This is a genomic window from Janthinobacterium amylolyticum (assembly GCF_051380655.1).
Classification (GTDB): domain Bacteria; phylum Pseudomonadota; class Gammaproteobacteria; order Burkholderiales; family Burkholderiaceae_D; genus Janthinobacterium.
In genome coordinates, this window is sequence record NZ_JBNYXL010000003.1 from 441,121 (window position 1) to 456,303 (window position 15,183).

Below are 15,183 nucleotides of genomic sequence, written 5' to 3' on the forward strand. Positions count from 1 at the left end.
CAGCACCGGCGGCATGCAAAAAACACGCATTCAAGTCATATATGGCCCCTTGCGGAGCCATTACAAACGGTTCAACAAAAAAAAAATGGGCATCTGCCCATCTTCTTGTATTTCCCCAACCAGATGAAAGCACTCCCCACCAAACAACCCTGCGGAGAACTTTTATTAGGCTGCAGATTATAACCTCTTATTAACTTCGCCGCAATGCCGCACACGAGGAGCGGCCCGGCTTACAACAGTTACAAGAGCGCGCACCCGCGGCAGATCGGCGGGCGCGCGAGAAGAAACTCTCCCGAATTAACCTTTGCTGCGGCGGCGCGGCATGCCATCCATGCCGCCACGATCCATGCCGCCACGCGGCTGGCCACCGGAACGCGCCTGGCCGCCGGCACCACCGCCCGCATTACGGCGCGGACCGGTATTGGCGAAACCAAATGCCGTTTGCAACGGATCTGGCTGGCGCGGACCGCGCTGCGGTGCGCGGCCTTCGCCACCACCGGCCGGACGACCCTGGCCCTGGCCTGCCGCGCGCGGCGGACGGCCCTGGCCTTGCGGCGCACCTTCGAACGATGCCGACGAACGGGGCTGACCGCCCTGGAACGGACCTTGCGGCTGGCCACGGCCCGGACCACGCGCTTCGCCAGGACGACCGGCGCCGCCTGGGCGGCCCTGGCCTTGCGGACGGGCAAACTGGCCTTGCGGCTGGCCACGGCGCGGCGCGACCGGGAATGGATCGGCGTTGCGGTTGCTCACATCGATGCGGTTGCCATTCGGCTCGTCATCGCGGTCCTTGCGTTCGACCTTGCGTGCTTCGCGGCCCTTGGCGGCGCCGGCGGCACGTGGATCGCCCGAAGGCGGCATTTTCTTTTCGATGCCGTAGGCGGTCAGCAGATCGCGCACGGTGTTTTCATCCATCTCTTCCCAGCGGCCGCGTTTCAGGCCGCTCGGCAGGGTCATGGCGCCGTAGCGGGTACGGATCAGGCGCGAAACGGTCAGGCCGATGGCTTCGAACATGCGGCGCACTTCGCGGTTACGGCCTTCGCCGATCACCACGCGGTACCACTTGTTGATGCCTTCGCCGCCGCCATCGGCGATCTTCGAGAACTGCGCCAGGCCGTCTTCCAGCTCGACGCCGGCCAGCAGCTTCTGGCGCATGCCCTCTTCCAGCTCGCCCAGGGTACGCACGGCGTACTCGCGGTCGATGCCGTAGCGCGGGTGCATCAGGCGGTTGGCCAGGTCACCGGAGGTGGTAAACAGCAGCAAGCCTTCGGTGTTGAAGTCAAGGCGGCCAACGGCCAGCCATTTGCCCGCCTTCATGGTCGGCAGGCGGTCGAATACGGATGGACGGCCGTCCGGGTCGTTGTGGCTGACGATTTCGCCGGCCGGCTTGTGGTAGACCAATACGCGCGGCGGCTTCTTGCTGACGCGGCGCTGGATCAACTTGCCGTTGATGCGCACATGGTCGCTCGGCAAGATGCGCTGGCCGATGTGGGCCGGCTCGCCATTCACGGACACGCGGCCCGAAATGATCAGATCTTCCATGTCGCGGCGCGAACCGAGACCGGCTTCGGCCAGCACCTTGTGCAGCTTCGGCGCATCGTCCTCGGAGGTCAGGTCGCGGCGCACGGCGGCTTTTTGCACGCGGCCCGTGCCGCCTTCTTCGCTGTCGAAAGCGTCGGAGGTGACGAACGAGAAGACAGCATCAGCGTCGCTGACCTTGCCTGGCGCAGCCTGGCGGCCCTTGCCCTTTTTGCGGCTCTTGCCCGCATTCTTGCCGGCACCCGGCACGTCGTTGCGCGGACCGCGCGGCAGGCGCGGGCCGGAAACGAGGTTGCCTTCGGCATCGAACACGTCGGCGACAGGCGCGGCGGCCTGCTCTGCGACCGGTACGACTTCGGCGGCCTGCGGCGCTTCAGCGCGCGGCGGCTGGCGCAGCGCGCGTTCAGCTTGCACGCCGCGCATCTGGCGCGGACCGCGCGTCGGGCGTGCTTCGGCCGGCTTTTCAGCGGCCGCTTCCGGCGCGGCTTCCGCTTCGGCGGCGGCAGCCTTGGCGGCGGCGCGCGCGCGCGGTGGACGCGGTGCCGGTGCGCTGACAACTTCAGCGACTGCCTCGGCGGCGGCTTCCGCCGCTTCGGCCACGGCCTTCAGGGCCGGCTTGGCGCGGGTTTTCTTGACGGCCGGGACAGCTTCTGCCGCGGCGGCGGTATCGACGGCAGCAACGGCGGCTGGCGCAGCGGCGGCCACGTCGGCTTTCGTACGGCGCTTCGGCTTGGCGACAACGGCGTCGCCGGCGGTGGTTGCGGCGGCTGCGGCATCGGCTTCGATTTGAGCCTTGGTGCGGCGCTTGGGCTTGGCAACGATGGCTTCGTCGCTGGCGGTAACTGTCTCGGGTGTGTTCGGATTATTCATTCTTCGTTTCTTGGCTGTGCTGACCTGGCGCAGCGTCAACCGTTAGTTCTGGCGCAGGGTCGTGAGTGTAGGCTTCGTCCGTGGGCGAAGCATCGGGGCCGGCATCAAGGCTTGCTGTCACATCTGTCACAGCCGTATTGCTACCTGCACCAAGCTGGGGGGCAAGCTCATTGCTTGCCTTGTCAAAATTCTCTTGCAGGGCCGCTTCCAGGGCTTCAAGCCCGTTGCCCTGCATCTCGCTGATTTGCTGCAAAGGCGGCAGCTGGGACAGCGAATGCAAACCCAGGTCATCCAAAAATTGCTTGGTGGTGGCCAGCAAGGCCGGCCGGCCCACCACGTCACGGTAGCCGATGGCATCGACCCAGCCACGGTCTTCCAGCATCTTGATCGTCTGCGAATTGACGGCAACGCCGCGAATCTCTTCGATGTCGCCGCGCGTCACCGGCTGGCGGTAGGCGATGATGGCCAGGGTTTCCAGGGTCGCCCGCGAATACTTGGGCGGCCGCTCGGGCGTCAAACGGTCCAGATACATCTTCATTTCCGGGCGGCTTTGAAAGCGCCAGCCCGAGGCGAGGCTGACGATCTCGATGCCACGCCCTTCCCACTCCTGCCGCAACTCTTCCAGCAACTGCTTGATCGTATCGGCGCCAACGCCGACACCGCGCACGCGGCCATTCTCGTCCGCATCGACGAACAGCTTTTTCAGGCTGTGGATCGACAGCGATTCACGAGCGCACAGCAACGCGGTTTCGAGGACTTTTTTAGCCTCAATTGTATTCATAGCAATTCTGTGCGGATGTGTGTTGCAATTCGTATGCGGAGAAAGAAATCAAAACGTTCATTTCAACGTAACAGATGGCAGACATCGATGACGACGCCGTGCTGGGTTACAAGTTGAGGCTGTTTCCGACGCCTTGGCCGATGCGCGCAAAGCGGGAGTAGTGCGGATGCAGTGAAAGTTCTGCGATCCATGGCGCTGGCCTTAAATAACCAGCAATGAAACGAGTTCCGGAGCTGCTGCTTTCCTTGTGGCGATCATTCAGCCCGGCAAGTAAGCGACAGTCGTCGTTTCATCCAACGCTGCCAATTGTACCTGATAAAAAGCGGAAAAGCGCAAAACCGGGCAAAACACATGGTTTACCCGGCTCAGGCGTTACAAATTGGCAATGCCCGTGGCAAGCGCCCGTCTCACTGGGAGGAGAGTTTCTCCGAGAGAATCGCCGATGCGCCGAGGAAGGCAGGATATTGCGCCGTGATCACGAAGGTCGGCACTTGCGACACGTAATTGGCGAAGCGGCCCTTGCGCTCGAAACGGGCGCGGAAACCGGAACGGTCGAAACGCGCACCCAGGCGTGGCACGATGCCGCCGCCGATATAGATGCCACCCAGCGCGCCCAGGGTGACGGCCACATTGCCCGCCACCGTGCCCAGCATGCAGCAGAACGCTTCGATGACGTCGTCGCACAGCTGCGATTCGCCGGCCAGCGCGCGGCGCGTGATTTCCGCCGCCGGCAGGTCTTCGGCCGGCACGCCGGCGCGATCGGCCAGGGCGCGGTAGATCAGTTCCAGGCCGTCGCCGGAAATCAGACGCTCGGCCGAGACGTGCTCGAATTCGCGCCAGGCAAATTGCAGGATGCTCACTTCCGTTTCATTGAACGGCGCAAAGCTAACATGGCCGCCTTCGCTTTGCAGCGCGATCCAGCCGCCGTGCGAAGGAATCAGGCCCGACACGCCCAGTCCCGTGCCGGCGCCGATCAGGCCGATGGCCGTGTTCGGACGGGCCGTGCCCGCGCCCACCTGGTGTTTTTGCTCGCTCGACAGCAGCGGCAAGGCGCGCGCCAGGGCCGTGAAATCATTGACCACGTCCAGGGTCGTGAACCCGCACTCTTCGCGCATGGCGCGGATCGAGAACGACCAGTGGTGGTTGGTCATGCTGAGGAAATCGCCGTCGACCGGGTTGGCGATGGCGATCACGGCATGGCGCACGGCTTGCCCGCCTGCGGCAGCCACATGCGGCAAGGCCAGATAGGCTTGCAGGGCGGCGGACAGGCTCGGGTAGTCGGCACAGGGCAGCACTTCCACCAGAACGATGTGGCCGGCGGCCACTTCCAGGGCGAAACGGGCATTGGTGCCGCCCACGTCGGCCAGCAGGCGCGGCCCATCGGCGAAGGCGGAAGTCGGCAGTACGGGAGAAGACGAAGCGCTCATGATTTTAAGTATGAAGTGGGACGCATGGGACGCCAAGCTTAAAGGATGTATGCGCCCCGGGCAAGCAAAGTTTGTAGTTTAAGTACATCAAAATAAGCCTTTATTGGTAGTTCCACTCCAAATGCAACAGGCAGCACAAAAATTACTTGAAAACAATGATTTATAGTAAGTGCTCGCACTCGGCAGACACACGAAAAGCATGTTGCATAGCAGCAGGAATCGCCTTGAAAGCACAGTATGCCGGAGTTTGCGCAAAGCCGCTTTGTATGGAACGGCGCAGGTATGACACTGCCGTCCTGGCGGCGCTGCAACGGTGTTTTCGTATTATTACTACCGACTTGCGTGCTACCAAGCAACAGCTATCGGCCAGCAATCAGGCGGATCAGGAAGGCAAACCTTCGCCCAGCAGGCTGGCAGGCGCCGGCTGGTCCGAGCGGTAGGCGGCGTTCCATGCGTCCAGGCCGCCATGCAGGGGCTTGGCCCGGTGGAAGCCGTGCTGGTGCAGCAGCTTGGCCACCTGCGCGGCCGTCACGTCATTGGGGCAGCTGCAATACACGATGATGTGGCGGTCCTTGTCCATGGCGATCATGGCCGGCACGGGTTCCTTGCCATTGAAGAACAAGGCGCCGGGCACGGCCGGCTCCAGCGCCTGCGCCGTGGCGCTGCGCGCGTCGACCATCAGCGGCTCCTCGCCCTGCGCTATGAGTTCGAGCAATTCATCGATGCCGATGCGCTCGATTTGCAAGGCCTGGCGGAAACGCCGGCGTTCGAGGAATTTGTACAGCAGGAACAAGCCTAGCAAGGTGGCGAGCATCAGCAAGGCCGTGCTGCCCATGGTGCTGAGCAAGTCGAGCACCTGCTGCACGCTGGCATGGAAAATCACGCCAACGACAATGCCCGTGCCGCTCCACAGCAGCGCGCCCAGGCCCGCGTACAGGAAGAACAGGCCCGGCGGCGTGCCCAGCGCACCGGACATGGGCGCGGCCACGGTATTGAAACCCGGCACGAACTTCGAGACAATCAGGGCTTTCGGGCCCCAGCGCTTGAATTTATCTTCCGTCTGGCTGACGCAGTAATCGGGCGACAGCGAGATGCGGCACAGCAGACGCAGGATGCGCTTGCCGAAATGCCGGCCCGCGCGGAACCACGTGAAATCGCTGATCAGGCAGGCGCCCAGGGCGGCGGCCAGCACCAGAGCCCCATTCATGTCGCCATCGACGGCCAGCGCGCCCGCCACCACGAGGATGGGAAAGGCGGGAATCGGCAGGCCGAGCTGCTCCACCAGCACGATGCCAAAGACAATCAGGACACCGTAATGTTCGAGCAGATAAATGAGGTTGGGCATGGCCGCTATCTTACCGTAAAAGCCTGTTTAGATTTGCACGCCCTTCGGTATGGCGCTGAGCAGGGTGCGCGTGTACGGATGCACGGGATTGCGGTACAGCTCATCCGAATCGGCCAGCTCCACCACCTGCCCCTTGTGCATGACCATCACCTGGTCGGCGATATATTTCACCACCGACAGATCGTGCGAGATGAAGATGTAGGACAGGCCGAACTCATCCTGCAAGTCCTGCAGCAAGTTCAGCACCTGTGCCTGCACCGACACGTCCAGCGCCGACACGGATTCGTCGCAGACGAGAATTTCCGGCTGCATGGTCAGGCAGCGGGCAATCGCAATGCGCTGGCGTTGGCCGCCCGAGAACTCGTGCGGATAACGGTGAAAGGCCTGCTCCGGCAAGCCCACCTTGTCCAGCAACCAGTAGGCCTTGGCGATGCGTTCCTTGTCATTCGCGCCGATACTGTGGATACGCATCGGCTCCAGCAGGATCTGTCCCACCGTGAAACGGGGGTTCAGCGAGGCATACGGATTCTGGAAAATGATCTGGATGCGGCGCTTATACGGCAGGTATTCCTTGTTCGGCATGGAGATCAGATCCTTGCCGTGGAACATGGCCGTGCCGCCCGTGGCCTGGTGCAGGCGCAGCAGGGTCAATCCCACCGTCGTCTTGCCGGAGCCGGACTCGCCCACCACGCCCAGGGTTTTCCCGCGCGGCAAGGTGAAGGACACATCCTTGACGGCCTGGAACTCGCGCTTGCCGAACAGTCCTTCACGCGTGTAAAAACTTTTACTGAGATTATTCACCACCAGCACGGGTTCGTCGCCCGGGGTATAGCCGCGCGTGCGCTGCTTCACCTCAACGCCGGGACCGGCCTTGCCCTCCATATAGTCGGCAATCACGGGCAGGCGCCACGGGCGCTCGTCCAGCGAAGGGCGGCAATGCAGCAGGGCTTTCGTATAACTGTCTTGCGGCGCTTCGAATACCTGGCGCACCTCGCCCGTTTCGCGCACTTCGCCGTGGCGCATGACGATCACCTGGTCGGCGATTTCACCCACCAGGCCCAGGTCGTGGGTAATGAACAGCACGGACATCTGGTGCTTCTTTTGCAGCGCGGCGATCAGGTCCATGATCTGCTTCTGGATCGTCACGTCGAGCGCCGTCGTCGGTTCATCGGCGATCAGCAGTTTCGGTTCGCAGGCAATGGCCATGGCGATCATCACGCGCTGCTGCTGGCCGCCCGACATCTGGCTCGGGTAAGCGTCGATCTTCGTGGCCGGGTCGGGGATGCCCACTTCGTCGAGCAATTCCAGGGTGCGGGCGCGCGCCTGCTTGCCATTCATGCCCATGTGCTGGCGCAACACTTCGGCGATCTGGAAACCGACGGTAAACACGGGATTCAAGGACGACATCGGCTCCTGGAAGATCATCGAGATATCCTTGCCGCACATATTGCGGCGCTCGCCGATCGACAGCTGCAGCAGGTCGCGCCCGCCAAAATGGATGCGCGATTGCGGATCGATGATGGTGCTGTCCGGCGGCAGCAGGCCCATCACGGCCAGCGAGCTGACGGACTTGCCGCTGCCCGATTCGCCCACCAGGGCCACGGTGCTGTTGCGCGGCACGTTGAACGAGATGCCCTTGACGGCTTCGAACGTGGTCTTCTTGTCCAGGCGGAAAGTGACGCGCAGGTCGCGCACTTCCAACAGGTTATTCTGGTCCATGAGCAACTCCTATTTCACTTTGGGGTCGAGCGCATCGCGCAAGGCATCGGTAAACAGCGAGAACGCCGTCACCAGCACGGCCATCGCCGTGGCGGCGGCGGTCAGCTGCCACCATTTGCCCAGGATCAGTTCATTTTGTGCCTCGTTGAGCATGCTGCCCCACGAGACGGTACCCACCGGCACGCCAAAGCCAAGGAAGCTCAAAATCACTTCGGCCTTGATGAAGCCCACCACCAGGATCGACATCTGCACCAGCGCCACATGGCTCACATTGGGGAAAATGTGCGAGAACATCTTGCGCCAGTGCGAGGCGCCGATGGCGTCGGCCGCCATCACGTATTCGCGCGCCTTGTGCTTGATGTATTCGGCGCGGATCAAACGGTACGGCCCCGTCCAGCCCGTCAAGCCCAGGATCAGCACGATGGTCAGCACGCCCTTCTGCTGCAGCACGGCCGCCACCGTCAAGATCATCAGGATGGATGGAATCGAGGTGAAGATGCTGTAGAACCAGTTGAAGAAATCATCGACGATGCCGCCAAAGTAGCCGGACACGGCGCCAAACAAGGTGCCCAGCACGACGGCCAGCAAGGCTGCCACCAGGCCCACGACGATCGACGTTTCGCCGCCCTTGATGGTTTTCTGCAAGATATCGTGGCCCCATTTGTCGGCGCCGAACGGCAACGTCGCCGCCTTGTGGGTAACGAGCTTTTTCGCCTTGCCCATGCCGGCGCGCAAGGCCGTCAAGTCGTCGGCCAGCGGGTCCGCCACGCCGTACATCTCGACGCCAGCCGATGGGTTGCTGCCCATCTGCGCGCGCAGTTCGGCGATGTCGTCGGCCAGCGGATCGAGCACGTTGACGGGTGTCGGCGCGCTGCGCTCGTCGGCCAGGGGAATGGCGCCGTCGACTGGCGCGTCCTTGTCGGCGCCAAGGAAAGTGGGCGGCGCATAGCTGACGGCCACTTCATCTTCCCAGTTCGACGCCACCAGGCCGCTGGCCGACGCCAGCACCAGCAGGAAAAACGCGCCGACCACGGCCAGCGATACCATTGCAATCTTGTCGCCGCGCAAACGGCGCCACGCCAGGGCCCACAGGCCGGGCGATGTATGAGGTTTCGACATCGTCTCTTTCTACTTCAGTTGTACGCGAGGATCGACCGCCTGGTACAGCAGGTCGGTGAGCAGGTTGAAGAGCATGGTGGCGGCGGCAACGTACACGGTGATCGCCTTGATCACGGGAAAGTCGCTGCGCTCGACGGCCAGGATCACTTCACGCCCGATGCCGGGGATGCCGAAGAAACGCTCCAGCAAAAAGGCCCCGATCAGCAGCGCCGGCAGGTTCGACATCACATAGGTAATGATGGGAATGGCGGCATTGCGCAGCACGTGCACCCACATGATGCGGCCTTCCTTGAGGCCCTTGGCCCGCGCCGTGCGCACGTAATCCTGGTTCGCCTCGTCCAGCACGAAGGTGCGGAACAGGCGCAGGGTGGGCGCGATGGACACGGCCAGGCCGATCAGGATCGGCAGGGTCGAATAGCGCAACAGGTTTTCCCAGAAACTGTCGCCCCAGCCCTGCACGGGGAACAGGCCAAGCTTGTAGGCAAAACCGTACTGGAAGACGATGATGTAGACGAGGATGGAAATCGACATGCCCACGGTACAGGCGATCATGACGGCGCGGTCCGTCAGCGAACCGCGCACGAAGGCGATGGCCAGCGCCAGCGCCACGCCAAAAAAGGTTTCCAGCACGGTCAACGGGATCAGGACCATCATCGACGGCCCCAGGCGCGAGGTGATGATGTGCGACACGGATTCCCCCGTCGCCCAGCTCTGGCCGAAGTCGAACGTGACGATCTGCTTGATGAAGATCCACAACTGCACGTAGTACGGCTGGTCGACGCCGAGCTGGCGGCGGATGTTGGCGATGCTTTCGGCACTCGACATCTTGCCTGCCAAAATGTAGGCGGGGTCGCCGCCCACCCAGTTAAACAGGATGAAGACCAGCAGGACGACGCCCAGCATGGTCGGCAGCATCTGCCACAGACGGCGCAGGATATAAGCGAACATAATGATTCCTTGTCTTTATAAGCTGCGCTTATTTTTTAGCCGGGTCGGCAACAGGCGCCACTGGCGCGCCTGTGCTGTCGATATCCATGTACGCCCATTCCTGGAACAGAATCGGGTGCTTCTTGTAGCCTTGCACCGTCTTTTGCGCCAGCATGTTGCGGTAGCGCGCGTAGCCGATCAGGGCGCCCGCGTTGACTTCCAGGCGGCGCGCCATCTTGTGGTACAGCTCGTCACGCTCGGGGCTGGCAGGCATGTGCTGGCTGGCCGCGTACCACTTGTCGTATTCCGGGTCCTGGTAGCAGCCATTGTTGTTCTGGTGCGTGTTCGGGCCGTAGAACAGCTGCATGAAGTTGTCTCCGTCCGGATAGTCGGCCAGCCATGGCGCCGTGCGCGTCTGCATCTTGCACTGCTTTTCCGTTTTCAAAATATCGGAAAAGATCATGCGGTCGTTTTCCATGCGGATGCCCAGCGAGTTGTAGGTCTTGCGCCACATTTCCGCCTGCAGCACGCCATTGGCTTCATTGCGCGAGGCGTAGCGGATCAGCAGCGGCTTGCCATCGGGCAAAGTGCGCCAGCCATCGGCGCCCTTCTTGTAGCCGAACTTGTCCAGCAATTTGTTGGCCAGCACAGGATCGTATTGCAGCAAGGATTTGTAGTGCGGGTCGTAGCCGACCACGCCCGGCGGAATCGGATAATCAAGGCGCTTGGCCTGGCCATTCCAGATGATGCGGATTTCTTCATCGATATTGTGCGCCATGGCAATGGCGCGGCGCAGCGCGATCTTTTCCTTGCTGAAGCCGCCCAGGGTCGGATCTTCCATGTTCCAGTAGTAATAGCTGATCTCGGGATCTAGCAGGCGCGACAGTTGCACGCCCTTCTCCGCCAGCTCGGGCCGCAGCTTGCCGTTGAGCAGCGCTTTCGGCGCCAGCGGGCCGTCGAGCCAGAACACGTCCGTGCCGCCGCTCTGGAACGACAGCCAGCGCGACTGGTCTTCGATCATCACGGAAATTTCAATGCGGTCGATGGCGGGAATGCGCTTGCCCTGCATCTGGCGCACGATGCGCTGGTCGTCCGGATCATCGCCGGCCATGAAGTTCCACGTCTCGGGCAAGTGCTGCGTATTGCGGTTCAGGACGATGCGGTTGCCGCGCGTCCATTCACCGAGGGTGTAGTAGCCGGTGCCGACGGGGTTGGAACCCACTTCGCCCTTCACGTCGCCATACTTGTCCACCACTTCGCGCGCCAGCGCCGCTGTCGGCACGTAGGCCAGGATCATGGGGAAATTGAAATCCGTCTTGGTCAGGGTCACGCGCAGGGTGTAGGGGTCGAGGATTTCCAGGCCGGCGACTTTCTTGTTGTAGTCAAACTTGTTCGACTTGGCCGCTTCCTTCGCCAGGTCGTCCAGGCCCACCACTTTGCCTTCGAACAGCCAGCTGTGCGGCGAGGCCAGGCGCGGATCGAACAGGCGTTTCCACGAATACACGTAATCGGCCATGGTCAGTTCGCGGCGCTTGCCGCCGAACGCGGCGTCCGGCGTGAACAGGATGCCTTTCTTCAGGCGGATGGTATAGGTCTTGCCGTCGGCGGACACTTCCGGCATGGCGGCCGCCGCGCCGGGCACCACCTTGACGGGGCGCGCCAGGTAGTCGTAGGTGTACAGGGTATCGAAGATGGCCTGCGTGATGTGGTTCGAATACAGGTCGCGCGCGGTGGCCGGATCAAACCCCGTCTCGGCGGCCGGCAGGATATAGCGCAAGGTTTTGACCGGCGCCGCTGCGGAGGCAGGGGCGGCATCGGCAATGGCCGCCAGCGGCAGGGTGGCCAAGCAGGCGAGCAGCGCCACGCGCCGCATCCATGGTGACTTCATGTAATACCCTTCATCTCGATTATCTGTCGCACCGTATTGGTGCGCTTGTACAGGTTACCCCCTGGGATACAGGAAGCCACCGCCAAAACCAGTCCATCCTCGCAAGATCTATGCCTTGTTTGCCACCAGCGGCGCCGCTGCCTTGGTGCGCTGGAAAAAGGCGTAACGATAACGCATATTTTGTCCGCCGGGCGAAAAGCTGAGCACGCCCGTGGCACGCTGGCACCAGCGCCAGCTGCGCGGCGAAAAAATCCCGCAGTGCAACATGCGTTAGCGGATACCCCGGGAAAGCGTGCTGGCAGAAACCGCTACTGCCGCGAATGGCAAGCGTTTCCATGGCCGTACGCAAAGCACGCATCGCACTGCAACATTGGAATATTTGCAAACATTAAAACAGATTAAATTTTTAAAAAACACTGTTGCTTTATTGATGAAAGTGTTTGTGTCCTCGTTGACAAGGTTTCTCGGCAAATGATCATATCAATGGCGGCACTGCAAAAGAATGCCGCTTTATCCCAGCGATTGCCGACGCAGCAATCTTTATCACCCAGCGCGGCTATGCCGTACCACGGCCGGCCGAGCTTACTTTCGGAGTTCTGAGAATGATGATGGAAACAGTGATATCCCGCTCCATACGCCTGATCTTTTCGGGCAGCGTGGCAGCGGTCAGCCTTGGCATGATGGCTGCGCCGGCAATGGCGCAAGACAGCAATGTGCAACGTGTGGAAATTACAGGCTCAAGCATCAAGCGGGCCACGGCCGAAACGGCATCGCCGGTACAAGTGATTACGCGTGACGACTTGATGAAATCGGGCAAGGCCAGCGTCGCCGAATACCTGCAAACCCTGACCGCCGACGGCGCCGGTTCGCTGCCGACGGGCTTTGGCAACGGTTTTGCCGCCGGCTCCACGGCCATCTCGCTACGCGGCCTGGGCGCCACCTCGACCCTGGTCCTGCTCAACGGCCGCCGCATGGCGCCATTCGCGCGCGCCGACGACGGCCAGAAAAGCTTCACCGACCTGTCCACCGTGCCGATGCAGATCGTCGAGCGCATCGAGATTCTCAAGGATGGCGCATCGTCCACCTACGGCGCGGATGCCATCGCCGGCGTGGTCAACATCATTTTGCGCAAGGACTTCGAAGGCCTGACCCTGAAAGGCGATACAGGCATCTCCGGCGACAGCGATGCCAAGCAGCACCGCGCCTCGCTGACCTTTGGCAAGGGCAACCTGGATACGGACAAATACAACATTGTCGTCAATGCCGAATACGCCAAATCGGACATGCTGATGAACAAGGACCGCGCCGGCCGCAAATGGATAGGCAAGGGCGACCTGCGGCCGTACGGCTATGCGATCAACACCCAGTTCGCCGGCGGCTACATCAACGGCACCAACGATGCGAACGCGTCGCCAGTGGGCCTGATCCGCGACCCCGTCACCAACAATTATGTCGCCCTGCCCGGCTGCGCGGCCTTGTCTGTTTCTTCGCCACAAGATCCAAAGGGCGGCTGCGTGTGGCATCACGACCAGTTCCGTTCGATGCAGCCAAAGATCGAATCGATCAACCTGTATACGCGCGGCACCTGGCAAGTCAATGCCGATACGCAAGTGTATGCGGAAGCTGGCTACTCGAAGCGCGACACGGCATTTACCGTGATCCCGCCATCGATCACGCCGACCATCGCCTTCCCGCCGAATGCCGGCAATCCGACCGGCGTCATCAACTACGGTTCCGGTGCGGGCAGCACCATCGTGCTGGCCGCCAATCATCCGCAAAATCCGTATGGCGTGCCGGTGCGCGTGCGCTACCAGGCCTTCGATGCGGGCGCCAGCACGCGCAAGGCCAACAATGAGTTCAACCGCATCGTGCTGGGCGTCAAGGGCAACGCCATGGGCTGGGATTACGATGCCGGCTACACGCATTCGGAATCGAAGCTGCACCTCGATTACAGCAGCATGCTCAACATGGCTGTCGTCAAGGATGCGCTGGGCAATCCGAACAGCCCCTACTTCCCGTACTACATCGGCGCCCAGGCGGGCAAGAATCCCGCCTCGCTGTACGCCGCCATGGTGACGAACGCCACCTCCGATTCAACCACCAAGCTCGACATCATCGACTTCAAGGCCTCGCGCGAACTGATGCAACTGCCGGGCGGCGCCATGGGCCTGGCCGTGGGGGCGGAACACCGCCGCGACAAGCTCGACAATCCATCGCTGTCGGGCACGGAAAACGGTGCCATCAACACCAGCTATGTGGCGGCCAAGGGCGACAGCAAAGTGTCTGCCGTGTTCCTGGAGGTGCTGGCGCCCGTGATCAAGACGGTGGAATTGTCCGCGGCCTTGCGCTACGACAAATACGACCGCTTCTCGTCAACCACGCCGAAGCTGGGCGCCAAGTGGACGCCGCTGAAAACCTTCGCCTTGCGCGGCACGTACTCGGAAGGCTTCCGCGCGCCGGGGCCGGCCGAAAGCAATGCCAACTCGCAGTCAACCGGCACCTCGACCGTGAGCGATCCCGTGCGCTGCCCCGGCGGCAAGCAATTACCGGGTGCCAATGCCAGCGACTGCGAACTGCAAGTGGCGGCCGTCAAGATCGGCGACCCCAACCTCAAGCCTGAAAAATCCAAGGGCTACACCCTGGGCCTGGTGTGGGATCCGTTCAACGATACCAGCCTGTCGCTGGACGGCTGGAAGATCCGGCGTGAAAACGAAATCAATCCCCTGCCCTACAACGAAGCGGCGGCCCTGCCGACGGCCATCCGCGCCGACAACAATCTGACCATCAATGGCGTCGTCACGCCGAACACGGGCACCTTGCTGATCACCAAGGCTCCCTACCGCAACTCCAGCTTCACGGAGATCAAAGGGATCGACCTGGACGTCAAGCAGCGCGTGCGCCTGGGCGACTATGGCCGCGCCACCTTCGGCCTGACGTGGACGCATATCGCTTCGTGGGTACGCGCCGAGTCCGCCACAGTGCGCTACCAGTTTGCCGGCACGCATGGCAATTGCGACACCTCCAACTGCGCCGGCACGCCGAAGGACAAGGTCAATGTCACCGGCTCATGGGACCTGGGCAACTGGAATCTCAGCGGCGTGCTGAACTACCGTGCGGACATGAAAAATATCAAGTTTGAAGGCGACCCGTGCGCTTCCAAGCTGGCCAATGGCACGCCGGCGCCAAACGGTTGCAAGCTGGCCTCGTTCACCACGCTCGACATGTCGACACGCTGGAATTACAGCAAGCAATTGCAATTGTTTGCCTCGATCAACAACGTGACCGACAAGATCGCCCCGCTCGACCCGCTGACCTATGGCGGCATGAGCTACAACCCGATGGATGCCAGCGGCGCCATCGGCCGCTACTTCAAACTGGGTGCCAGCTACAAGTTTTTCTAACGACAGCCTGAGCCTCCGGCACGGCGCAGTCACTATCGTCATGCCATCCATGCCAACGCCCGCTGCCCCGCAGCGGGCGTTTTTGATTGCGCGCAGGGGCAATACCAATTTTGTTAAAAATGCAGCACAAAATGCGTCTTCTTTGTTTTAAATCAGTACCGATGAGG

General features: G+C 61.9%; 10 protein-coding genes. 2 read left to right on the forward strand and 8 right to left on the reverse strand.

Going from position 1 to position 15,183, the window contains the following annotated elements; all coding sequences use genetic code 11:
- Positions 1 to 297: 297 nt before the first annotated feature.
- The 8 genes from rluB to ACQ4WR_RS08585 all read right to left on the reverse strand — a co-directional run bounded on the left by rluB (position 298) and on the right by ACQ4WR_RS08585 (position 11,615).
- Entirely contained in the window at positions 298 to 2,409 is a 2,112-nt protein-coding gene (rluB, locus tag ACQ4WR_RS08550) for a 23S rRNA pseudouridine(2605) synthase RluB (RefSeq protein WP_436486614.1), read from the reverse strand.
- Positions 2,402 to 3,190, reverse strand: coding sequence for an SMC-Scp complex subunit ScpB (gene scpB, locus ACQ4WR_RS08555; protein WP_102294431.1), 789 nt, complete (start codon positions 3,188 to 3,190; stop codon positions 2,402 to 2,404). The genes rluB and scpB overlap by 8 nt, the downstream gene beginning before the upstream one ends.
- 407 nt (positions 3,191 to 3,597) lie before the next feature.
- On the reverse strand, positions 3,598 to 4,617 hold the full coding sequence (locus ACQ4WR_RS08560) for a glucokinase (protein WP_436486617.1): 1,020 nt from the start codon (positions 4,615 to 4,617) through the stop codon (positions 3,598 to 3,600).
- 382 nt (positions 4,618 to 4,999) lie between these two features.
- Positions 5,000 to 5,962 (reverse strand): VTT domain-containing protein, encoded by a 963-nt coding sequence (locus ACQ4WR_RS08565; RefSeq protein ID WP_436486619.1) that lies wholly within the window; start codon positions 5,960 to 5,962, stop codon positions 5,000 to 5,002.
- Positions 5,963 to 5,989: 27 nt separating this feature from the next.
- Positions 5,990 to 7,681, reverse strand: coding sequence for an ABC transporter ATP-binding protein (locus tag ACQ4WR_RS08570; protein WP_102294434.1), 1,692 nt, complete (start codon positions 7,679 to 7,681; stop codon positions 5,990 to 5,992).
- Positions 7,682 to 7,690: 9 nt separating this feature from the next.
- The gene (locus tag ACQ4WR_RS08575) at positions 7,691 to 8,800 is read right to left on the reverse strand and encodes an ABC transporter permease (protein WP_102294435.1); all 1,110 of its coding nucleotides are present in this window, start codon (positions 8,798 to 8,800) and stop codon (positions 7,691 to 7,693) included.
- Between the two features lie 9 nt (positions 8,801 to 8,809).
- Complete coding sequence (locus ACQ4WR_RS08580; protein WP_034760169.1) at positions 8,810 to 9,748, reverse strand: ABC transporter permease; 939 nt, start codon at positions 9,746 to 9,748, stop codon at positions 8,810 to 8,812.
- A 28-nt stretch (positions 9,749 to 9,776) separates the two neighbouring features.
- Positions 9,777 to 11,615 carry an ABC transporter substrate-binding protein gene (locus tag ACQ4WR_RS08585; RefSeq protein WP_436486622.1) on the reverse strand — a complete coding sequence of 613 codons (1,839 nt, stop codon included), beginning with the start codon at positions 11,613 to 11,615 and terminating at the stop codon, positions 9,777 to 9,779.
- A 292-nt stretch (positions 11,616 to 11,907) separates the two neighbouring features.
- Between ACQ4WR_RS08585 and ACQ4WR_RS08590 the strand changes: the two genes are divergently transcribed.
- Together ACQ4WR_RS08590 and ACQ4WR_RS08595 are read left to right on the forward strand one after the other, a co-directional pair.
- Entirely contained in the window at positions 11,908 to 12,090 is a 183-nt protein-coding gene (locus tag ACQ4WR_RS08590; protein ID WP_146012374.1) for a hypothetical protein, read from the forward strand.
- Between the two features lie 127 nt (positions 12,091 to 12,217).
- Complete coding sequence (locus tag ACQ4WR_RS08595; RefSeq protein ID WP_436486624.1) at positions 12,218 to 15,016, forward strand: TonB-dependent receptor; 2,799 nt, start codon at positions 12,218 to 12,220, stop codon at positions 15,014 to 15,016.
- Positions 15,017 to 15,183: the final 167 nt, after the last annotated feature.

Bases quoted from the DNA above. Each gene is read 5' to 3' on its own strand.
- rluB (WP_436486614.1), bottom strand. From the start codon at position 2,409: ATGAATAATCCGAACACACCCGAGACAGTTACCGCCAGCGACGAAGCC.
- scpB (WP_102294431.1), bottom strand. From the start codon at position 3,190: ATGAATACAATTGAGGCTAAAAAAGTCCTCGAAACCGCGTTGCTGTGC.
- ACQ4WR_RS08560 (WP_436486617.1), bottom strand. From the start codon at position 4,617: ATGAGCGCTTCGTCTTCTCCCGTACTGCCGACTTCCGCCTTCGCCGAT.
- ACQ4WR_RS08565 (WP_436486619.1), bottom strand. From the start codon at position 5,962: ATGCCCAACCTCATTTATCTGCTCGAACATTACGGTGTCCTGATTGTC.
- ACQ4WR_RS08570 (WP_102294434.1), bottom strand. From the start codon at position 7,681: ATGGACCAGAATAACCTGTTGGAAGTGCGCGACCTGCGCGTCACTTTC.
- ACQ4WR_RS08575 (WP_102294435.1), bottom strand. From the start codon at position 8,800: ATGTCGAAACCTCATACATCGCCCGGCCTGTGGGCCCTGGCGTGGCGC.
- ACQ4WR_RS08580 (WP_034760169.1), bottom strand. From the start codon at position 9,748: ATGTTCGCTTATATCCTGCGCCGTCTGTGGCAGATGCTGCCGACCATG.
- ACQ4WR_RS08585 (WP_436486622.1), bottom strand. From the start codon at position 11,615: ATGAAGTCACCATGGATGCGGCGCGTGGCGCTGCTCGCCTGCTTGGCC.
- ACQ4WR_RS08595 (WP_436486624.1), top strand. From the start codon at position 12,218: ATGATGATGGAAACAGTGATATCCCGCTCCATACGCCTGATCTTTTCG.